The following is a 21,754-nucleotide window of genomic DNA, read 5'->3' as shown; positions in this document are numbered from 1 at the left end:
AACTGTTGCCGAAGCGGTCTTTTGCGCCCGGCGCACCGGACGCAGATGTCCGCACGGGCAACAGTTAGGCGACGTATTAGGCGGCGGGGTGCAGCTCGGCCAGGCCGGACTCGATTGCGGCGATCACCTCGGGGGAGTCGGGGAGGGTGGTCGGGCGGAAGCGGTGCACCTCGCCGGCGGGCGAGATCACGAACTTCTCGAAGTTCCACTTCACCTTGCCGGCCTTGCCCGCGCCATCCGGCGTCTGGGTGAGCTCGGCGTAGAGCGGATGCCGCGAGCCGCCGTTCACCTTCGTCTTCTCCATCAGCGGGAAGGTGACGCCGTAGGTGGTGGAGCAGAACGCCTCGATCTTCTCCTTGGAGCCGGTCTCGCCGAGGCCGAACTGGTTGCACGGGAAGCCGAGGACGGTGAAGCCCTGGTCGGCGTAGGTGCGCTGCAACTGCTCCAGGGTTTCGTACTGCGGGGTGAGGCCGCAGCGCGAGGCCACGTTGACCACGAGCACGACCTTGTCCGCGTAGGCCGCCAGCGAGGTGGTGGAGCCGTCGGCGGCGGTGAGGGGAATCTCGCGAATGTTCATGCTCACAGAGTACTTCGAAATTGAAGCACGTAACCGATTCCGCCGGCAATTCTCAGCAGGATTGAGCCCTTCCTAAGCCAGGGCCTTCGCCTTGAGGGCCGCGTACTCATCCTCGGTGATGGTGCCGGCGTCGAGCAGCGCCTTGGCCTGCGCGATCTCGGTGGCACCGCCCACGCCTGCTGCATGGCGGATGTACTCGGTGGTGGCTTTCTGGCCGCGCTCGGCGGCCTCGATCTGGCGCTCCGTCATGCCCCGGCCGCGGGCGATCAGGTAGACGAACGCGGTGAGGTACGGGATCCAGACGAGGAAGATGATCCACAGGACCTTGTACCAGCCGTTCAACGCCTGGTCACGGAACAGGTCCGCGATCACCGAGAACAGGATCATCAGGTAGACCACGAAGGCGAAGACGACGAAGCTCGCCCAGATGAAGTCCCAGAAGTTGGTCATGATTACTCTCTCTTTCTCGAAACGCTGTGGGTGGTGCGATCTGCGTCCGTTTGAGCGCAGGGGGGAAGGTTTACATCCAGTACTGGTTTTGGTAGATCACCACGATGGCGGCCAGCTCGACCACGATTAGCACGTAGCCGATCCAGAGCGCGGCCCAGGCAAACCGCCGGCCGGAGGCCTCGCCCGCGGCGATGCGGGAGAGCGCTATGTGGGCGAGCACGACGCCGATCGGGGCGACGATGATCGCGGCGACCAGGCTCAGGATGGCAAGGAGACTCGTGGCTCCCGGTGGGGGAGTCACTTTCTGCGCGGCTGCGTTCTGTTTGATGCCGAAGCGGAGCAGGAAGATCGCGCCGATGGCGGCGGCGAGGACGACAACGATGGTGATCGGATAGGTGCCCATGGCGTCCTTGCTTCAGTTCGGGCTCAGCGTGCGCTGAGCTGCCCGAGGACGGTGCCGTCTTCTGCCTGCAGGGTCATGACCCCGGACCGCACGTTGCCTTTCACGGCCTGGTTCAGCCAGGTGTCTACACCCTCGCAGGCCATCAGGGTCGAGACGCCGTCGGTGAGCAGGATGGCCTCGTCGTCGGCCTGCTCCCAGTTGCCCAGGATTACGTTGCAGCCGTCATTGCCGGAGTAGGTACCGTCGGCCTGGATGGAGAGGAACGGAGCCTGGGGCGTAGCCGACTCGACCCAATAGCCGATCGGGAGTCCCTGCGGGCCGACGGTGCTGTCGGTGGAGCGGATCAGGTCGGTCGTGGTCGAGTCGAACGAACTGTGGATGACCAGCGCGTCGCCGTCGACCGAGACACTGGTGCCCTGGGAAACTGCCAGGGGAAGTTGGGCGCCGTCGCACGCCATCATGGTCTGCGGTCCGGAGGTGGTGGTGAGCGTGCCTGCGTCGTCGATCTTCCAGGTGCCCTGCACCCGGTTGCATCCGTCGGAGGCGCTCCAAGTGTTGTCCTGCACGAACGAGACGAATGGTTGCTCTGGGCCGTCGAAGGTGTGGTCGATGACCCAGGTGCCCACCAGCGCGCCGGGCTGCACCGAGCCCGCGGTGTTCGTGGCCGTCGGGTCAGACGCGGCCGAGCAGCCGGTGAGGGCAAATAGCACCGCCGCGACGACGACGAGTCTGGCAGGAGTGACGATCGTCATGCGGGCACCTTTCAGCTGCGGAGAATTCTCCTGCCCACTATGCAGGGGAGCCGCGGCCTCTCGATCGAGTTGGCGCGGAATCATCCACCCCGAGGCGCAGGAATCGACTCGATCACCATGGCGGCGGCTTCAACGGCGACTCCGGCGCCCACACCGAATCCCAGCCCGCCAGCCACGCCCGCTACCTCGATTCCAGCCCCGGGCTGGGCCGGCCGGGCGCGGGCAGCGCCATGGGCGCGGTACTCGGAGGGCAGCATGTTGTAGCGGGCCTTGAAGCCGGCCCGCAGCTCGAAGGTCGAGCTGAATCCGGCCCTGGCGGCCACGTCGGCGATCGTCAGACCGTTCGAGTTCGGCATCAACAGCAGCACCCCGGCCGATTCGGCCCTGGCCCTGGCGATCTGCTGGGCGACGGTCTTCCCGCTGCCCTCGAATGCCCGCTGCAGGTGCCGCAGGGAGACGCCGAGCTGGGCGGCCAGGCTGGCCGGCGTGAGGCCGCGATCATGGTGTCGTTCGTCGATCTGCGCAAGCGCCCGCACCCGCAGGCCCAGGCGCAGGTCTTCGCTGTCCATGGCGTAACCGTCGCCCTCCATCAGCAGGCCCACCACCAGGTCCTCGATCGTACGCTCCACCATCAGGCTGGCCGCTCCGCCCGGCGCCCACGCACTTTCGATGATCGCCAAGGCGAACAGTCGCAACGGCATGCCAAGCGAGCCGGTGCTGTCCACGGGTTGGTGCTCTGTGCGCACCCGCACCCCACGCTCCACCAGGCGGGCCTGCGGCACCTGAATGTCCAGGCCCCTGGTGATCTCCAGGCTCTCCAGTCGTGCCGAATCCCAGCTGGGCACCGTGTAGGCGCTGATCGATTTGAACGACCTGGCTTGGGCGCCGTTGAGGCCTATACTCATGGCTCCGTGGAGCATGTAGCCCACGTGCAGGATGCCCGGGGTCACTTCGGTCTTGCCGTCGAACCTGAACGCGGACTGCGTGGTGAGGGTGACGGAGGTGTTGCCCACCACTCGCTTCTGCGCCGAGAAGTGGAAAACCGTCGACTCCGGTACGAAGAATCGCTGAGCGATGACTTCTATCGCCCGGTCCGGCAGCGGCACCGGCCGATCGGCTTGCGACACGATATGTTGCATTGCGGTCAGCGAAATCGGTACCCACATGGCATCCCCTTTGGCCGGCGGCGGTAGCTCGCCTCAGAGCAGGCCGCAGATTTACGCCTCAACATAGCTGCTGGGCACCCTCGCAGGCAATCACTTGACAGATGCTCACCCCGCCGTTCAGCCCGTATTCACGGGCTTGTCGGCGGTGGGGCGCCCCCTCGAGATGCGCCCCGCACGTAATTTCGCGCCAGCACGTGTGCAGACGTGCGCCATTCCGGCCCGCGGTACGCGCGGCGGCCATAGGGTCATTTTGACCCGGCCCGGGTGAACGAGGGGAGCCGTAATGGCCGCATCCAACACCGCGAGAAAGTACGTGACCGACACGGCGAAGGTCTCCTGGCTGCCCCTGATCGTGGTGGTCCTCACCCAGATTCAGGCCTCGTTCGCGGTGAACGCGCTCACGGTGTCAATGCAGGGCATCACCAGCGACCTCGACACCCCCGCCACGAGCGTGGGCACGGCCATCACCGCCGGTACCTTCGCGATGGCGGCGTTCATCCTGCTCGGCGCCAAGATCGGCGCCAAGTTCGGCTCGCGACTGGTGTTCCAGATCGCGGTCGTCATCCACGGCCTGGCGATGGCCGCCGTGGCGCTCAGCGTGAGCCCGATCATGCTCTTCGTCGCCCAGGCCGCCTCCGGAGCCGTAATCGCCCTCATCGCCCCCGCCCTGGTCGTCTTCATCGCCGCGAACTTCCACGGTGCGCAGCAGGCCAAGGCCATCGGCTACCTGGCCGCCGCCATTCCCGCCGCCGGTGTGCTCGCGCTGCTCATCGCCGGAACCTTCGCCTCCACCATCGGCTGGCGCTTCTCCTTCGCCCTGATCGTGGTGCTCGCAGTGGTGAACCTGCTGCTCAGCTTCCGGCTCAAGGTAGTGCCGCCGCAACGCGACATCAGCATTGACTGGGTGGGGGCCCTGCTGGCCGCCGGCTCGATCATCCTGCTCAGCTTCGGCTTCAGCGGCCTGAACACCTGGGGCGTTGTGCTGGCGACCGACGCGGCCCCGTTCACCATCCTCGGGATCTCGCCCGCGCCCCTGCTGATCATCCTCGGCATCATCGGTGGGCAGGCCTTCTTCGTCTGGCTGCGCCGGCAGAAGGCCGCGCACAAACCCCAGATCTTCGACCTCGACGTGCTCAAAAGCGGCTCAGAGAAGGCCACCACCTTCGCGATGGCCGCGATGCTCTTCGTCGGAACCGCCGCGAACTTCCTGATCCCGCTCTACATCCAGATCGTCCAAGGGCGGTCCAGCTTCGAGACGTCCATCTCGATCATTCCCTACACCCTCTCGATTTTCGTCGCCAGCACGCTGGTCGCCAACCTCTACAGCAAGTACCCGCCGCACAACATCGGTCGGGTCGGTTTCGTGGTTGTGGCCCTGGGCCTGACCATTCTGGGCTTCACCATCCGCAACGAGTGGGAACAGATCGTGGTGATCCTCGGCCTGATCATCCTGGGTCTCGGTCAGGGGGCGATCGTGGCGCTGGTGTTCAACACGCTGCTCTCGGCCGCGCCGAAGCGGTTGGCGGGTGATGTGGGCGCCTGGCGCGGCCTCGTGCACAACATCTCCGGCTCGATCGGCATCGCCGTGGCCAGTGTCTTCGCGGTTGGACTGCTCAGCACCCTGATCAGCACCGCCGCTGCCGAAAGCCCCACCTTGCCGCCGGAGCTGATCGCCCAGGTGCCGCTCGACGACGCCAACTTCGTCACCAACGAACGGCTCGAACAAGTGCTCAGCGAGACCGACGCCAGCCAGGCTCAAGTCGACGAGGCCGTGCTGATCAACGCGGATGCCCGGCTGCGGGCTCTGCAGATCTCCCTGCTCGGCCTGGCCGGCATCGCGCTGCTCGCCATCATTCCGGCGGGCCGCATGCCCGACTACCGTCCCGGCGACATCCCCGCGGTGCTCTCCAGCGGCAGAGAAGCCGGCGACGATCCCGACGACGACAAGCCGGCGGCGCCCTCGCTCCCGTCCAGCCGCATCCCCGGGCAATAGGCGAGCTTCGTGGATCCCATCGCGATCACGATGGTCGTGCTCGCGGCCGCCGTGGTGCTCTTCGTCTGGAACCGTCTTCCGGTGGAGATCGTCGCCATTGGCGTCGCGCTCGCGCTGTTCGGTACCGGGGTCCTGAGCTTCACCGAGACCCTGGCCGGGTTCGGTGACCCCGTCATCGTCTTCATCGCCGCCCTGTTCGTGGTCAGTGAAGCGCTGGACGCCACCGGAGTGACCACCTTCGTGGGCGAGCGCCTGGTCACCAGGGCCGGCGCAAGCAAGCGCCGGCTGCTGGTTCTGGTGATGGTGCTGGTGGCCGTGGTCACGGCCTTGATCAGCGTGAACGGCGCCGTCGCTGCCCTGCTGCCGATGGTGGTGGTGCTGGCCATGCGCATCGGGCAGCCGCCATCGCGCATGCTGATGCCGCTGGCTTTCGGGGCGCACGCAGGGTCGCTGCTGGCGCTGACCGGCACGCCGGTGAACGTGCTCGTCTCCGAGCTGGCCGTGCAGAACGGCGAGCGGGCGTTCGGCTTCTTCGAGTTCGCGCTCGTGGGCTTGCCGCTGATCACCGGCACCATTCTGATCACGGTGCTGTTCGGTGGGAAGTTGCTGCCGGCCAGGCTCGCGCCGTCCGCTCCACGGGACCTCAGCGAACACGCCGACACCCTCGCCAAGCAATACCGGCTCTCGGCGATCGGCACCCCGGATGCGCTGCTCGACCGCGAGATCGGCCTGACCGAGGTACTGGTTCCGCCCCGGTCGCCGTTCGTGGGTCAACGGGTCTTTCCCGGCATGGTCACCGACAGCGGCCACCTGATCATCGTGGCCATCCAGCGCAGCGGCGACGACCTCAACGAGACCGTGCTGGCCGCGGGTGATGTGATGGTGCTGCGCGGCACCTGGGACGCCCTCGACCTGGCTAACAGCGACCCGAGCGTGCTCGTCGTCGATGAACCGGCCAGCATTCTCCGGCAGGCCGTTCCCATGGGCACGCGCGGCCGGATCGCGCTGATCGTGCTGGGTGCCATGGTGGTGCTGCTCGCGACCGGGCTGGTGCCGCCCGCGGTCGCCGCGCTCCTCGCTGCCTGCGCCATGATCGTGCTGCGAGTGCTCACCATCCCGCAGGCGCACCGGTCGATGTCCTGGACCACCCTGATCCTGGTGGGCGGCATGATCCCGCTGTCTACCGCCATCCAGGTCACGGGCGCCGCCGACCTGCTCGCCTCCGGGCTGGTCGACGTGGTCGACCGGGTCAGCGGCGACGGCGCGCCGAGCCCGTACCTGCTTCTGTTCGGCATCGCCCTGGTCACGGTGGTTCTCGGCCAGCTGATCAGCAACATGGCCACCGCTCTGATCGTGGCGCCGATCGCGATCGCGATCGCCGCCGAGACCGGCATCTCGGCGCTACCGTTCCTGATGGGCGTCGCCGTCGCCGCGGCCGCGTCTTTTTTGACTCCGGTCGCCACTCCCGCCAACACCATGGTGCTCGGCCCCGGCGCCTACAAATTCGGCGACTACTGGAAGCTCGGCTTGCCCCTGGTGGTGCTTTTCCTCACCGTCGCCACTCTGCTGGTGCCGGCCATCTGGCCCTTCGACCCCTGATCTGCAGTCCCGCCTGTCAACAAAGGAGCCTTCGATGTCCCTCGGTACGCACAAACTGATCCCCGCCTCGTTTAGCGCGGTGCCGTCCCTAGATCCCTCCCGAGCCGTCGGTGTGCTCGTGGTCACCGATCTGGCCGTGGGGCTGGATGCCGTCGGCTACCTGGTCGGACCGACCGGAGATCTGCCGGAAGACCTGGCGATCGACCGCGACGCTCTCACCCGATCCGGATTCGACGCCAAAGCCGGCCAGTCGATCCTGCTGCCCCAGCTCACCGGACCCCAGCTCTTCCTGGTGGGCACCGGACCCTCCGGCGACCTCACCGAGGCTGGACTTCGGGATGCCGCCGCGACTTTCGCCCGCGCCGCCCACCGGCACGCCCGTATCGGCCTGTACCCGGGCGCCCACGTTTCGATCGACGCCGCACAGGTGGGCCAGGCCCTCACCGAAGGCGTTCTGCTGGCGCGTTACCGCTACACGGCACTAAAGCCGTCCAGCACCCACGTGCCCCTGATCTCCCTCGACATCCTCGCCACCCCGGAGGACGCAGAGGGAGTGACCACGGGCGCGCACGCGGGCGAAATCATGGCGAGGGCCGCGAACCTGGCCCGCGACCTGGCGAACACGCCGCCCGGGCACCTCACCGCCACCGACATCGCCGACCTCGCCGTGTCTGTCGGCGGCGAGCACAGCCTCGAGGTGACGGTCTTCGACAAGCAGCAGATCATCGATCTCGGCTGCGGCGGCCTGCTCGGGGTGAACGCCGGCAGCGTCGAAGAGCCGCGCATCGTCAAGCTGGTATACACGCCGGAGCCCACCGCGGACGGCGTCCCGCCGGCGCACCTGGCCCTGGTGGGCAAGGGCATCATGTACGACTCCGGCGGAATCTCGCTCAAGCCCTCCGACCCCATGCACCTGGCCATGAAGATGGACATGGCCGGAGCCGCCGCTGTGTTCGCCGCCATGATGGCACTGCGCGATGTCGGCTGCGCCACGGCGGTCACCGCGTTCCTGATGTGCACCGACAACATGCCCTCCGGCTCGGCGATGAAGCTCGGCGACGTGCTCACCATCCGCGGTGGCACCACCGTGGAGGTGAAGAACACCGACGCGGAAGGGCGCCTGGTGCTCGCGGACGGTCTCGTGCTGGCCGTCGAAGACAACCCTGATGCCATCGTGGACATCGCCACCCTCACCGGTGCTGCCCTGGCCGCCCTCGGCATGCACACCGCGGCGGTGTTCGGCACCAGCCAGCCGCTGATCGACCAGGCCAGCGCAGCCGGAGCCCAGACCGACGAGTCCATCTGGCAGCTGCCGCTGGAGAAGCGCTACCGGTCTCAACTGGATTCCGAGGTGGCCGACATGTCGAACATGGGCGGCAAGTACGCCGGCGCCACCATCGCGGCGTTGTTCATGGCCGATTTCGTGGGCGAGGTGCCCTGGGCACACCTCGACATCGCCGGCACCATGCAGGCCGAGAAGGACGAATCCTGGCGCAGCCAGGGCGCCACCGGTTTCGGCACCCGACTGCTGATCGAACTCGCGTCGAACTTCCTGCCGGTCGCACCGGCCGCGCCATGACCGAGTTCCGGTTGCTCTCCGGCGGGCCGTTCCGCATCGGCTTCGTCGCCACCCTCGGCGTGCTGCTCGCGCTGCTGCTCGGCTCGGCGATCGTCTCGCTGAGCACGGCACTCACCCTGATCTTCGTCGCCCTCTTCATCTGCCTGGGGCTCTATCCCACCGTGCAGGCGCTGGAGGGGCGCGGCTTCTCCAGAATCGGCGCGGTCCTGACCGTGCTGGGGGCGTTCCTCGTGCTGCTGAGCCTGCTGATCTGGCTGATCGTGCCCATCGTGATCACCCAATCGGCGGCCCTGGCGCAGTACCTGCCCACCGGGTTCGACCGCATCGAAGACCAGGCCTGGTTCATCAGCGTCAATCAGTCCGCTGGCGGCTATCTCACCCCGGTACTGGCCTGGCTCGCCGACGCCAGCGCCGATCCCAACGTGTGGTTGGCCGTGGGCGGCGGGGCGCTGCGGGTCGGCGCGGGGTTCCTCAACGGCATCGTGGGCACGGTCTTCGTGATCGTGCTCACCATCTATTTCGTGGCGGGGCTGGAGAGCATCAAGGCCGCGGCGTACTCCCTGGTGCCGGCGTCCAGGCGGGAAGGCTTCATCGAGCTCGCCGAAACCATCGCCTCGTCGGTGGGCGCCTACCTCGGCGGCATGGTGGTGCTCGCGGCGATGAACGCTGCCTTCACCTTCATCCTGCTCAGCGTGTGCGGGGTCCGGTACGCGGCGCTGCTCGCGGTGCTGGCCTTCCCGATCACGCTGATCCCGCTGGTGGGCAGCGTGATCAATACCGTGATCATCACCTTTGTGTCACTGTTCACATCGCCATCCACCGCCGTTGTCGTGTTGATCGTGATGCTGGCCTACGTGCAGCTTGAGTCGTACGTGCTCACCCCGCGCATCGTGGGCAAGGCCATCAACATCCCCGGGTCGCTGGTGCTGATCGGCGCCCTCGTGGGCGGCACCCTCCTGGGCCTCCTCGGCGCGTTGATCGCCTGCCCGGTCAGCGCATCCGTGCTGCTGATCATGAAGAAGGTCGTTGTGCCGGCCCAGAACCGGGCCTGAGCGGTGTTCGACGTGGAGATCGGCGCGGTGCTGCTGATCGTGCTGCACGCCGCGATCGTGTTTGTCGCCGCCGTGTACATCTCCGGAAACCGTCGGCCGTCGGCCGCGATCGCCTGGATTCTGGCGATCATCTTCGTTCCCTACCTCGGCGCGCTGGCCTTCCTCCTGGTGGGCTTCGGCCGGTTGCCGAGACGCCGCCGGGAGAAGCAGCGGGAGGTCAACGAATTGATCCTGGCCCGCACCGAGGGCCTGGAACAGCTCAGCCACCGCGACGAGTGGCCGGACTGGCTGGTCTCGGCGGTGCGGTTGAACCGCAACCTGGGCGCCCTGCCCATGGTGGGCGGCAACCGCGCCGGACTGCTGCCGGACTACGACGGGTCGATCGCCTGCATGGCCGAGGCCATCGACACCGCCACCGACTACGTGCACGTGCAGTTCTACATCCTGGTGCTCGACACCGTCACCCAGCCGTTCTTCGACGCGCTCGCCCGGGCCCGTGCCCGCGGGGTGCGGGTCAATGTGCTCTCCGACCACCTCGCCGGCCTGCGGTTGCCGAACCGCAGGGAAACCCTGGCCGCGTTCGACGCGATGGGCGCCGAGTGGCGCGGGATGCTGCCGCTCCGGCCGTTCCGCGGCCAGTGGCGCCGGCCCGACCTGCGCAACCACCGTAAGCTGCTCGTGGTCGACGGCCGGCTGGGCTTCACCGGCTCGCAGAACCTGATCGACTCCAGCTACCTCAAACCCGCCAACATCAAGCGTGGCCTGCGCTGGCACGAGCTGATGGTGAAGCTCGAAGGTCCCGTCGTACGCGAGCTCAACGCGGTTTTCATCACCGACTGGTACAGCGAAACGGATGTGCTGCTTCCCTTCGACGCCAGCCCCGTGGTGCTCGATCCCTCGCCGGACCTGCTCGACGCCCAGGTCCTTCCCAGCGGCCCGAGCTTCGAGAACGACAACAACCTCAAGCTCTACGCCCTGCTCATCCACAAGGCCGAACACCGCGTCAGCATCACCAGCCCCTACTTCGTGCCCGAGGAATCGACCATGCTCGCCATCGTCACCGCCGCCTCCCGCGGGGTGGAGGTGGAGCTGTTCGTCTCGGCGATCGGCGATCAGGCACTGGTCTATCACGCACAGCGCTCGTACTATGAGGAACTGCTGCGCGCCGGAGTGTCCATCTACCTCTTCCGTGAACCGACGGTGTTGCACTCCAAACACTTCACCGTCGACGACGACGTGGCGGTGGTGGGCTCCAGCAACATGGACATCCGCTCGTTCAGCCTCAACATGGAGGTCTCGGTGCTGGTGCACGGGCGCGAGTTCGTTGACCGGATGCGCGAGGTGGAAGACGACTACCGCGTCAACAGCGACAAGCTCGAACTGGCGGACTGGCTGAACCGACCGCTGCCCGCCAAAGTAGGAGACAACTTGGCCCGCCTGACGTCCTCACTGCAGTAAGAGGAGACGGTTGTGACCGACTGGATGCCGCTGGTGCCGCTGGCGCTGACCATCGCGCTCAGCCCGCTGCCGGTCGCGGCCCTGCTGATGCTGGTCTTCTCACCCCATGGATTCACATCCGGTGCCGGGTTCGGCATTGGCTGGTTCGTGGGGGTCGCGTTGGCCACCACCGGGCTCGCCGCGCTCTCGTCGCTGCTGCCGTACACCCGGTCGGCGGAGGTCGGCGCGTTCCAGGTGGGGGTACCGTTGTTGCTCGGCAGCGGGCTGATCGTGCTCGGTGTGCTGCAGTGGCAGCGCCGGCCCAGCCAGGGAACCGAGGTGCCGATGCCCCGGTGGATGGGCGTGCTCGGCCGGCTCACCCCGCTGCGCGCCGCGTTGATCGGCGTGGGTTACGCCGCGTTCCGGCCGAAGAACCTGGCGGCAGCGGCGGCAGCCGGTGTGATCATCCTGGGCGGCGCGACCGGCCCCGGCGCAGCCACGGTGTCGTTCGGGGTGTTCACGGTGGTGGCGTCGCTGACGATGCTCGGTCCCGTGTTCGCCTATGCGTTCGGGGGCAGGGCGGTGCGGTCCTCCCTCGAGCGGCTTGGCGAGTGGTTGGTGCGCAGGATGCGGGTCATCACCACTGCCACCACCCTGGTGGTCGGGGTAGTTCTGGTGTTCGCGGGCGGGTGGGCGCTCGTCGTGCGAGTGGCCTGAGCGGGCGGCGCGACCGGTCGAGGTGATTTTGCGCATCGCTCTTACGGCTTGCTGCCCTGCACGCCGGCGGCGCCCACGGGGAACAGTTCGCGGCAGCTGCCTCTCCGGGCGGGCTCAGTGCCGCAGGAACGCCGCCCGGGCCACGAGGTACAGGCCGAACGCGATCAGGCCGGCGGCCACCACGTTCAGCAGGATCGGCCCGGACTGCAGCGTGAGCAGGTAGCGCAGCCCCGCGTCGAGGCCGCCCACCCAGCGGGAGTCGGCGAATACCGCGGCGGCCACGAGCAGGCTGCCCGTGACGAGGAACGCCAGGCCCTTGGCGACGTGGCCGAAGACGCCGAGGGTGAGCACCACGACCTTGGTGGGCCCCCACAGGTAACGCAGCTCCTCGCGGAAATTGCGGCGCACCCCGCGCCAGACCAGTCCGCCGCCGATAATGCCCACCGTGGTGCCCACTACGAGCAGCAGGAACAGGCCCACCGGGCTCTCGACGATGGCGGCGTCGGCTTCTTCCACGGCTTCGCTGCCGCCGGCCCGAGCGCCGAGCGCCACCGCGAAGGTGACCAGGCCGAGCAGGCCGAAGCCCAGCGCCTTGCCGATGTTGAGCAGCCGGCGGAACACCAACACCCGCCGGTTGGGCGCCATCACGATCGCGGCGTTGGTGCCCTGCCAGAGCGCCAGGCCCCACAGCGCCACCGTGGACAGCCACAGCACCACGACGCCGCCGGGGCCGCTCGAGATGGCGGTGAGAGCGCCCATCTGGTCGGCTTCGCCGGTGCCACCGTTCGCGAGGCGCAGCGCGGTGCCGCCGATCAGGGCGTGCACCAGGCCGTTGGCCAGCAGGCCGAGCCGGGCGGATGCGCGCACCGACTTGTTGCGGTGGGCCCGCTGAGCGGCGTCCTTCATGCGCTCGCGGGCCTCGGCAGCCCGGTCTACCGCCGGATCGGCGGGAAAATCGCTCACTGGGGGTTACTCGAGCAGTTCGCGGATGTCGGAGGCGGTGAGCCCCTGGCCGGTGCCGCCGGTGGCGCCGTCGGTCATCACGCTGTCGAAGAGCTTGGCCTTGACGGCCTTGAGCGCCATCACCTTCTCTTCGATCGTGTCGGTGGCCACCAGCCGGTAGACCATGACGTTCTTGGTCTGGCCGATCCGGTGCGCCCGGTCCACGGCCTGCGCCTCGGCGGCGGGGTTCCACCACGGGTCGAGCAGGATGCAGTAGTCCGCCTCGGTGAGGTTGAGGCCGAACCCGCCGGCCTTGAGGCTGATCAGGAACACCGACGTGTCGCCGTTCTTGAACCCGTCGATCGCCGCGGCGCGGTTGCGGGTGCGTCCGTCCAGATAGGAGTAACTCACGCCGGCGGCGTCGAGCCGGGCACGCACCTTGCTGAGATAGCCGGTGAACTGGCTGAAGATCAGGGTACGGTGCCCCTCGGCGACCACGTCTTCGAGCAGCTCCATCAGCACATCGAGCTTGCTCGACGGAGTGTCGTTGTACTTCTCGTCGTACAGCGACGCATCCAGGCTGAGCTGGCGCAGCATGGTGATCGACCGGAAGATCTCGAACCGGTTCTGGTTGAGGTCGCCGAGCAGGCCGAGTACCTTCTGCCGCTCCCGCTGCAGGTGCATCTGGTACACCCGGCGGTGGCGCGGGTGCAGCTCGAGCTGCAGCACCTGTTCCTGCTTGGCGGGCAGGTCGCTGGCGACCTGGTCCTTGGTGCGGCGCAGCATGAACGGGCGGATGCGCCGGCGCAGCTGGGTGAGCCGGTCGCCGTCGGCCTGGGTCTCGATCGGTCGCTGGTAGTACTCGGCGAACCGGGCGGCGTTGGGGAACAGGCCCGGCGCGGTGATGGAGAGCAGGCTCCACAGCTCCATCAGGTTGTTCTCCAATGGCGTGCCGGTGATGGCGAGCTTGAACGGGGCCTGCAGCCGCTTGGCGCAGTGGTGCGCGCGGGACTTGTGGTTCTTCACGAACTGGGCCTCGTCGAGCAGCAGGCCGGCCCAGCTGACGGCGTCGTATTCGTCGAAGTCGAGCCGGAAGAGTGTGTAGGAGGTGATCACGACATCCGCCGTGGCCACGGCTTGGGCGAGCGACCCGCCGCGCTTGGCGGTGGTCTCGGTGACGGCAGCCACGGAAAGGCCCGGCGCGAACCGGGCGCACTCGGTGGCCCAGTTATGTACAACGCTGGTGGGCGCCACCACGAGGAAGGGCTTGCGTTCCTCGCCCGCGGCCTGGCGTTCGCGCGCGTCGACGATCAGGGCGATGGCCTGCAGGGTCTTGCCGAGGCCCATGTCGTCGGCGAGCACCCCGCCGAGGCCGGTGTCGTAGAGGAAGCCGAGCCAGTCGTACCCGGTCTGCTGGTAGGGCCGGAGCGAGGCGTGCACTGCGGCCGGCAGGGGCCGTTCGGCGATCGCGGCGCCGTCGGCCAGGCCGGCGAGGGTGTCGCGCCAGGCGGCGGCTTCGGCTTCGGCGCTGCCCAGGTCCTGCAGTTCTTCCCACAGGTCGGACTGGGCCCGGTTGATGCGCAGCGAGTCGTTGGGGGAGTCCTGCAGCCCGCGGGCCTCCTCGATCAGGTGCTTGAGCTGCTGTAGCTCGGGCCGGTCGAGGCTGAAGTAGGTGCCGTCCTGCAGGATCATCAGTTCCTGGCCGGTGGCCAGGGCGCGGAAGACCTCGTCGAAGGGCACCTCGTCGCCGTCGACGGTGACGCGCACCGAGAGGTCGAACCAGTCCCGGCTCTCCGGCCGGGCCGAGGTGGCGAAGGTGAGGGTGGGCGGGGCGCTGGCCTCGCGGTACTCCGGGGCCTCGCCGACGAACTGCACGTCGAGGTCGTCGTGCGCCTCGAGCACCGGCAGCACCGATTCGAGGAATTCGATCATGCGGGCCCCGTCGAGGGTGGCGTCGGCGCGCAGGATGCCCGGAGCTGCCGGGTCCACATCGGGAGCCGGGTCCTGGGCTGCGAACAGTGCGGGCAGGTGGGCGGGGAAGCCGGCGAAGATCTCCCCCACCGCGTGCAGCACCCGGGTCTCATCGGCGGTGTCGCGGTAGCCGGCCGGGGCATCCTCGGTGGCCGGGCCGCGCAACGGCGCGATCGCTGGGCCGCCGGAACCGCCCGGGCCGCCGGTGTAGTGCCATTCCCAGTGCAGGGTGATGCGGGCATCCGCCTGGGCGCTGATCAACACGGCCAGAACCGGCCGGGCGGTGTCGGGCAGGTCGAAGCTGCCGTCGATGCTGGTGAGGGTGAGCTGGCCGCGCAGGTAGGGGTAGAAGTCGGCGAGGAAGACGTTCTCTTCGTCGGGCGGAACCGTGATCGGGGTGTCGGCGGCGGCGAGCACCCGCAGGTCGCGGCCGAGCTGACGGGCGAGCGGGGCGATGGTGAGGCGTGTCGTGGCGCTCGCGGTCGACCAGGTGAACAGGCCGTGTGCCGGGTCGCCGATGTAGCCGAGGGTGCTGCGGCTGAGCGCGTGGCCGTCGAGCGAGATGGTGGGCGAGAGGGTGAGGCCGCGTTCGTCGCGGCGGATGTCGAGGGAGAGCTCGGCGGGGTCGGTGGCCACGGTCACCGGGTCCTGGCCGGGCGTGGTGCCGATGAACGGGATGCCGGCTTCGCGGGCCTCGCCGAGCAGCCCCCAGAGGGCGCGGTTGGCGAAGCCGTCGAGGTGCAACCACGGGTCGGTGGTCACGTGATAGCGCTGGCCGGAGGAATACACCTCAAACAGGGCGGTGAGCACCCGCAGTTGGGCTCGGTTGAGCATGCCGCGCGAGTAGGCCAGGTTGTCCCAGGTGAGGTTGCCGCGAATCCACTTGTTCTTCTTGCCGCGCACCATCGGGCGCACGCCGAGGCGGGCCAGCGACACCGTCGGGGCGGGCAGCCGGGCGGCGCGCGGCGGCGGCAACAGTTCGAACTGCAACGCCAGCGCGGTGCCGGTGGTGGGCTCGGCCACGGGCGCGCGGGTGAGCGGGGCCAGCGCGCTCTGCCAGGTGGCGGGCGCGGCGGTCATGGTTCGCTGGGAATCCGCCGCACGCGGCGTGCGGGCCAGGTCGGCGGCGCTAGAGCGGCTGGCCAGCAGCAGGGCGACGACGTGCTTGCAGTTCAGGCCCATCGGGCAGCTGCAGGTGCCGGATGCGCGCACGACCGTGCCACTGGCGTCCTGCTGGAAGGTGACGGTGACGTCGTAGGGGCGGGCCTGGGTGCCGCCGACGGTGCCGAGCAGTCGGCTGCCGCCCTGTTGCCAGACCTGGTCCTCGACCCGGCCCTCCTTGGCGTAGCGCACCCCGCGCGAATACGCCTGTGGCCCGACGAGGCGCGCGATCTGCAGATCGCTGAGGTTGTGGGCCATAGGGTGCGGTGTCCAAGACGATCGGGGAACAGGGGTCTCTCATTGTCCCACGCCGCGGCGGCACTCCGGAGCCGCTCGAGTTCCCGGGCGGCTATCCTGAGCGGATGCCTGAGTTTCCGTTCGAGCGCCTGCGCCGCTGGCCCGACGTCGAGGCTGCCAATCTGTTCGCCGTGGATGCCAGCGACCGGCTGATCCTGGACGAGGCCGCTGCCGCGATCGCCGGGCAGGCCGGGGCTGCCGGGTCGAGCGAGACAGCCGCGCTCGCCGGGCTTACGCCGGGCCAGGTCGTGGTGCTCGAGGACCATTACGGCGCCCTGACCCTGGCCGCTGCCGCGATGCTGGGCGCACAGCCGAACATCCGGGTGCACCAGGACGCCCTCTCGGGTGAGCACGCTCTCGACCGGAACGCCGCCGACCTCTCCGGGTCCGAGCCTTTTGCCGGGCTGGCCGGCGCGTACCGGCATCTGCCGCTGGGCGCGGATCTGTTGCAGGGCGCCCGCGTGGTGCTGCTGCAGCTGCCTCGCAGCCTCGCCGCGCTCGACGAGCTGGCCGGTGCCATCGCCCGGTTTGCCGCCGATGACGTGACCGTGATCGCCGGTGGGCGCATAAAGCACATGAGCGTGGCCATGAACGAGGTGCTGCGCCGGCACTTCGACGAGCTCACCGTGACTCCCGCCCGGCAGAAGTCGCGGGTGCTGGTGGCCACGCGGCCGATCCTGCCCGACGACAGCGCCGCCTCCTGGCCGCGCAGCGTGGAGCACGCCGACCTCGGCCTCACCGTGTGCGCCCACGGTGCCGCCTTCGCCGGCACCACCATCGACATCGGCACCCGGTTCCTGCTCGACTATCTCGACCGCATGAAGCCGGATGCCGCCACGGCGATCGACCTGGGCTGTGGCACCGGCGTGCTCGCGGCCGCCCTCGCGCTGCGCCGGCCCGGCGTGCAGGTGCTGGCCACCGACCAGTCCGCCGCCGCGGTCGCCTCGGCCACGGCCACCATGCAGGCCAACGGTGTGGCCGACCGGGTGCGGGTGCTGCGCGATGATGCGCTAGGCACCCAGCCGGATGCATCCTCCGAATTGATCCTGCTCAACCCGCCGTTCCACATCGGGTCGTCGGTGCACGCCGGCATTGCCTTGAAGCTCTTCGAGGACGCCGCCCGGGTGTTGCGTCCCGGCGGCGAGCTCTGGGCGGTGTGGAACACCCACCTGGGCTATCGCCCGGCGCTCACCCGCATCGTGGGGCAGACCCACCAGGTGGCCCGCAACACCAAGTTCACCATCACGGTCTCCACTCGCCGCTGACGCCTGCCACGTCGTCGTTCGTTCGTTCGTTTACGGACTTCGCATAGTGCGGAGGCCTAGCGAAGGTGCGAAGTCCGTAAATGAGGTGGGTTGGGGCGCTTGATGACCGTCGGGATGCATCCGGCGGGGTTTCGGATGCTCGCCCGTGAGTCGCGCCCACCCCGCCGGTCGAGCTTGTCGAGACCCGGTGAGGTAGTCGAACGACCTAGCCATTCCGCCGGTCGAGCTTGTCGAGACCTGGTGAGGTAGTCGAACGACGTAGCCATTCCGCCGGTCGAGCTTGTCGAGACCTGGTGAGGTAGTCGAACGACGTAGCCATTCCGCCGGTCGAGCTTGTCGAGACCTGGTGACGTGCCCGCCCGACGCGCCCATCTCGTCCGTCGTCAGTTCGTTTACGGACTTCGCACAGTGCGGAGGCCGAACGAAGGTGCGAAGTCCGTAAATGAGAGGGATGGGAACGTACATAGATCGGCTTGCGGGGTCTCGACGAGCTCGACCAGCGGGATGGGAGCGTTCAGAGAACGGCTTGCGGGGTCTCGACAAGCTCGACCAGCGGGTGGGGACGCCTGCAGGTTGGCCCGCGGGGTCTCGACGAGCTCGACCCGCGAACCCGCGGGGTCTCGACGAGCTCGACCGGCGGAGCGAGCTAGAGCGCGGCCAGGGCGGGGTCGGCGTCGAGGAGCTCGTTGTTGATGATGGATGCGGTCCAACCGGTTTCGGGGTTGAAGTTCACGACCGAGATGGCGGCGTTCAGGATCGGCGGGATCTCCACCTCGAGCGCGGCGATCAGGCTGAGTCGGATCAGGGTGCCGTGGCAGACCACGATGATGCGGGCGCCCGGGTAGTCCTCGGCCAGGCTCCGAAGCGCCTCGAGGCCGCGGTCGGAGACGCTCTGCGCGGGCTCGGCGCCGCGGAAGCTGCCGTACTCGCCGCCGACGCGCAGGGCGTCGAGTTCGGGTGACGCTGAGAGGCCCTCGGCGGGCCCGTAGTTGCGTTCGACCAGGCCGGGCAGGTGGCGGGTCACCTCGAGCTCGAGGTCGGCGGCGATGATCTCGGCGGTCTCGGCCGCACGCACCAGCGGCGACGCCACCACGAAGTCCCACTCGAACTCCGACAGCGGCGCGACGGCGTCGTTCGCCTGGCCCCGGCCCACGTCGTTCAGGGGAATGTCTGTGGCTCCCTGGATGCGCCCGGCGGCGTTCCAGTCGGTCTGGCCGTGGCGGACGAGGGCGAAGGTCGTTGTAGCAGTCACCCCCCTATTCTGCCGTGTGCGGCTGACCGACCCGCAAACGGGTGGTGTCAGTTGGTCGCCAGGCCCCGGGCATCCGCGTGCCGACGCACCGAAACGGATGCCGTCGAGCCCACCCGTGCGGTGTGCCAGAGGGCCAGCACCGACCAGCCGAGCAGCACCACCAGCAGTGCGTTGCGCAGCGTGAGCAGTAGCAGCGCACCCGCATCGCCGTGCACCAACGGCAGGTAGAAGACCGGGAAGATCAGCGTGGTCAGAGCGCCGATCACCAACATCAGGTAGGCCGGCACCCGCCAGCGCGCCCAGTCGTGTGCCACTCCCACGGCCACGACCGGGGCGATCCAGAGCATGTACTGCGGGGATCCCACCTTGTTGAGCACCACGAAGGTGCTGACCAGGGCGAGCGCGCCCATCAGCACCAGCTGCGCGTGGTCGCGGCTGCGCCGCAACGCCACCACCAGGAGCACGAAGATCGCCGCCATCACCAGGAACATCAGCGGGGTCATGGCCGATGCGGCAAAGGTGGTGCCGGGGCCGGTCACCTCCCGGGTGGCGATGGCGTGATTCTGGTAGATGGTGGTGCCGTGGTGACCGATCGCGGCCAACCACACCCACGGGGTCGTCACCGGCGCTTCGAGTTGCAGGGCCCGGTCGGACTGCATGGTGACGAAGCCGGTGAGAAAGCGGATGCCCCCGGCCGCCCACACCGCGCCGGCGATGGCCGTCGACACGGCGGCGCCGGTGAGCACCACGCTGACCCGCCGGCGGCTGGCCGCCACCACCGCGAGCATCACCGCGGCCGGCCAGACCTTGATCCAGGTGGCGATGGTGAGCAGGGCGGAGGCGATCACCGGGCGCCGGGCGAGCAGCACCAGCCCCATGATCACCAGCGGCGCGCTGAGCCCCTCGAGCCGCAGCAGGCCGACGGGGCTGAGCACCAGGCTGATCGCCAGCCAGAACCACGCGGCCTTGTAGCCGGCGCGATTGCGGCCCCATCCGGTGAGTACGCCCACCGCCAGGGCGTTCAGGGCCAGGGTCATGAGAAACCAGAGCAGTTGATAGAGCAGCGGGCCGGCGACATCCGCCAGCACGATCGGCACGAGCGCGCCGATGGGGTACACCCACTCAACGTCGATGCCCTGCCAGACGTTGGTCGTGAGGGCCTGCTCGGCCCAGACCCGGTAGAGCGGCAGATCGCCGAGCACCCGGCCGGTGAGGATGGTGGGCAGCAGCGCGAACAGGAAGAGCAGGTGCAGGCCCACGAAGCCGAGCAGCAGCGTGCGGGGGCTCTGCAACCAGGCGCGCCGTGCGGGGGTGATGAGGGTGATCAGCCGCTGATCGACAAGTTCAACGAAATAGGACACTGGCACGTCACTTTCAACCCAGTCACACCCGATGAAGCCGGCACGCGCACCCGCACGCGGCGGGTCACTTCGGAGTGTACGAATCGAAGGTGAAAGCGAAACGACGAGAAGGTGTCCGAATGCCTCAGGCGCCTGAGAGTGCATTCAGGCCGCCCTGGTGCACGGTGCCCCCGGGCACGCGGATGCGGCGGTCCGGGTCAGGCCTTCTCGCGCGAGACCCCCTTGGTGAGGGTCTTGCCCTGGAAGAACGCCGGGTTGACGGCCCGCATGATGAACATCAGCACGATGCCGGCCACGAACAGCACGATCGCCAGGATGAACACCAGCCCCACCCCGCCGATCTCCGACCCGCTGCCGTAGTCGGGGTTGGTGCTGTCGATCAGGGTGGTGGCGAAGATCACGGCCAGGATCACGCCGCCCACCAGGGGGGCGAGCAGTTTGAGGAAGAACGCCCGCGCGCTGCCGAACACCTCGCGGCGGAAGAACCAGACGCAGGCGAACGCGGTGACGCCGTAGTAGAAGCAGATCATGATGCCCAGGGTGAGGATGGTGTCGGTGAGCACATCGGTGCTCAGCACTCGCATCACCGCGTAAAAGCCCCACGCCACCACGCCGGCCATCACGGTGGCGAACCCCGGCGACTTGAACCGCGGGCTGATCGCAGCGAACCGGTTGGGGAACGCCTTGTAGTGCCCCATCGCGAGCATGGTGCGGGCCGGGCCCACGAAGGTGGACTGCAGCGAGGCGGCGGAGCTGGAGAGCACGGCCAGCGACATCAGGATGGCGAACGGCCCCATCACCGGCCCGGCCAGCGCGGCGAACACATTGCCCTGGATGTCTTCGTTGCCGAGGCCCAGCTCGCCGGTGCCGACGCCGGAAAACATCAGCGCGGAGACCGACACCAGAATGTAGAGGGCGAAGATGATGCCCACGGTGAGGGTCGCGGCCCGGCCCGGGGTGGTCTCGGGGTCCTTGGTCTCCTCGTTCATGGTGAGGGTGACGTCCCAGCCCCAGTAGATGAAGATCGACAGTGATACCCCGGCGGCGAATGCGGAGAACGACGGGGTGAGGAACGGGTTGAACCAGTCGATGCTGAAGCCGAGGGCGTCGAACGCGGTGCCGTTGGAGAAGTGCAGCAGGGCGGCGACGCTGAACCAGACCAGCACCAGCAGTTGGAAGGCCACCAGCACGTATTGCACCATCTTGGTGGTCTCCATGCCCCGGTAGGAGACGTAACAGGCGCCGACCATGAAGACCAGACAGGTGAGGATGTTGATCCACACGTTCGCGGCCAGGTCGGCGAGGTCGGGGTTGCCGAACAGTTGCGCGAGCATGAGGTAGAAGAAGTCCACCGCCACCCCGGCGAGGTTCGACAGCACCACCACGGTGGCCACGATCAGGCCCCAGCCGCCCATCCAGCCCAGCCACGGTCCGAACGCGCGGGTCGCCCACGTGAACGAGGTGCCGGCATCCGGCATCGCGTTGTTGAGTTCGCGGTAGCCCAACGCCACGAGCAGCATCGGGATGAAGCCGACCATGAAGATGCCCGGCATCTGAGTGCCGACCGCGGCCACGGTGGGGCCGAGCGACGCGGTGAGCGTGTATGCCGGGGCGATGCAGGAGATGCCGATGACCGTGGCGCCGAGCAGGCCAACGGAGCCGGCGCTCAGACCCTTGGAGGAGATGCCTCCGGTGCTGGGTTCGGCGGCGGGGGAGGAGGCGGGAGTTGAGGCGGGAGACTGTGCCATTGACCTGTCCTTTGTTCCGTTGGTGCGGGTCG

17 protein-coding genes are annotated in these 21,754 nt (G+C 68.3%); 7 read left to right on the top strand and 10 right to left on the bottom strand.

Annotated features, from left to right (window positions below; genetic code table 11):
- Positions 1–76: 76 nt before the first annotated feature.
- The 5 genes from CTB96_RS03305 to CTB96_RS03285 form a co-directional block, all read right to left on the bottom strand.
- Entirely contained in the window at positions 77–577 is a 501-nt protein-coding gene (locus CTB96_RS03305; protein ID WP_110125478.1) for a glutathione peroxidase, read from the bottom strand.
- 72 nt (positions 578–649) lie between these two features.
- On the bottom strand, positions 650–1,027 hold the full coding sequence (locus CTB96_RS03300; RefSeq protein WP_110125477.1) for an SHOCT domain-containing protein: 378 nt from the start codon (positions 1,025–1,027) through the stop codon (positions 650–652).
- Positions 1,028–1,097: 70 nt separating this feature from the next.
- Positions 1,098–1,430, bottom strand: coding sequence for a DUF4190 domain-containing protein (locus CTB96_RS03295; protein WP_110125476.1), 333 nt, complete (start codon positions 1,428–1,430; stop codon positions 1,098–1,100).
- Positions 1,431–1,453: 23 nt separating this feature from the next.
- A complete protein-coding gene (locus CTB96_RS03290) occupies positions 1,454–2,182 on the bottom strand; it encodes an META domain-containing protein (RefSeq protein ID WP_181397113.1) in 729 nt (242 codons plus the stop codon).
- An 80-nt stretch (positions 2,183–2,262) separates the two neighbouring features.
- On the bottom strand, positions 2,263–3,309 hold the full coding sequence (locus CTB96_RS03285) for a helix-turn-helix transcriptional regulator (RefSeq protein WP_181397112.1): 1,047 nt from the start codon (positions 3,307–3,309) through the stop codon (positions 2,263–2,265).
- A gap of 322 nt (positions 3,310–3,631) precedes the next feature.
- On the opposite strand from CTB96_RS03285, the gene CTB96_RS03280 reads away from it, so the two are divergent.
- Genes CTB96_RS03280 through CTB96_RS03255 form a run of 6 tightly spaced genes read left to right on the top strand, consistent with a single transcriptional unit; the run spans position 3,632 to position 11,725 of the window.
- Complete coding sequence (locus CTB96_RS03280) at positions 3,632–5,341, top strand: MFS transporter (RefSeq protein WP_110125473.1); 1,710 nt, start codon at positions 3,632–3,634, stop codon at positions 5,339–5,341.
- A gap of 9 nt (positions 5,342–5,350) precedes the next feature.
- Positions 5,351–6,940, top strand: coding sequence for an SLC13 family permease (locus CTB96_RS03275; protein ID WP_110125472.1), 1,590 nt, complete (start codon positions 5,351–5,353; stop codon positions 6,938–6,940).
- 34 nt (positions 6,941–6,974) lie between these two features.
- Positions 6,975–8,519: a leucyl aminopeptidase gene (locus CTB96_RS03270; RefSeq protein WP_110125471.1), complete on the top strand. Its 1,545-nt coding sequence runs from the start codon at positions 6,975–6,977 to the stop codon at positions 8,517–8,519.
- Positions 8,516–9,571, top strand: coding sequence for an AI-2E family transporter (locus CTB96_RS03265; RefSeq protein ID WP_110125470.1), 1,056 nt, complete (start codon positions 8,516–8,518; stop codon positions 9,569–9,571). The genes CTB96_RS03270 and CTB96_RS03265 overlap by 4 nt, the downstream gene beginning before the upstream one ends.
- Before the next feature lie 3 nt (positions 9,572–9,574).
- Positions 9,575–11,029 carry a cardiolipin synthase gene (gene cls, locus CTB96_RS03260; protein WP_110125469.1) on the top strand — a complete coding sequence of 485 codons (1,455 nt, stop codon included), beginning with the start codon at positions 9,575–9,577 and terminating at the stop codon, positions 11,027–11,029.
- Positions 11,030–11,041: 12 nt separating this feature from the next.
- The gene (locus tag CTB96_RS03255) at positions 11,042–11,725 is read left to right on the top strand and encodes a GAP family protein (RefSeq protein ID WP_110125468.1); all 684 of its coding nucleotides are present in this window, start codon (positions 11,042–11,044) and stop codon (positions 11,723–11,725) included.
- A gap of 114 nt (positions 11,726–11,839) precedes the next feature.
- Here the strand turns inward: CTB96_RS03255 and CTB96_RS03250 are convergent, their stop codons facing one another.
- On the bottom strand, positions 11,840–12,688 hold the full coding sequence (locus tag CTB96_RS03250) for a DUF1206 domain-containing protein (RefSeq protein ID WP_110125467.1): 849 nt from the start codon (positions 12,686–12,688) through the stop codon (positions 11,840–11,842).
- A gap of 6 nt (positions 12,689–12,694) precedes the next feature.
- Entirely contained in the window at positions 12,695–16,057 is a 3,363-nt protein-coding gene (locus CTB96_RS03245; protein WP_110125466.1) for a DEAD/DEAH box helicase, read from the bottom strand.
- A gap of 104 nt (positions 16,058–16,161) precedes the next feature.
- On the opposite strand from CTB96_RS03245, the gene CTB96_RS03240 reads away from it, so the two are divergent.
- Positions 16,162–17,361: a class I SAM-dependent methyltransferase gene (locus CTB96_RS03240; protein WP_110125465.1), complete on the top strand. Its 1,200-nt coding sequence runs from the start codon at positions 16,162–16,164 to the stop codon at positions 17,359–17,361.
- Between the two features lie 646 nt (positions 17,362–18,007).
- On the opposite strand, the gene CTB96_RS03235 is transcribed toward CTB96_RS03240, so the two are convergent.
- From CTB96_RS03235 to CTB96_RS03225, 3 genes are all read right to left on the bottom strand, one after another.
- The gene (locus CTB96_RS03235) at positions 18,008–18,613 is read right to left on the bottom strand and encodes a histidine phosphatase family protein (RefSeq protein ID WP_110125464.1); all 606 of its coding nucleotides are present in this window, start codon (positions 18,611–18,613) and stop codon (positions 18,008–18,010) included.
- Positions 18,614–18,660: 47 nt separating this feature from the next.
- On the bottom strand, positions 18,661–19,974 hold the full coding sequence (locus CTB96_RS03230; RefSeq protein WP_181397111.1) for a glycosyltransferase 87 family protein: 1,314 nt from the start codon (positions 19,972–19,974) through the stop codon (positions 18,661–18,663).
- 197 nt (positions 19,975–20,171) lie between these two features.
- Entirely contained in the window at positions 20,172–21,722 is a 1,551-nt protein-coding gene (locus CTB96_RS03225) for an APC family permease (protein WP_110125462.1), read from the bottom strand.
- Positions 21,723–21,754: the final 32 nt, after the last annotated feature.

The sequence above is a fragment of the Cryobacterium arcticum genome, from assembly GCF_003185895.1.
Lineage (GTDB): Bacteria > Actinomycetota > Actinomycetes > Actinomycetales > Microbacteriaceae > Cryobacterium > Cryobacterium arcticum.
This window is presented reverse-complemented; position numbering and strand designations above follow the sequence as displayed.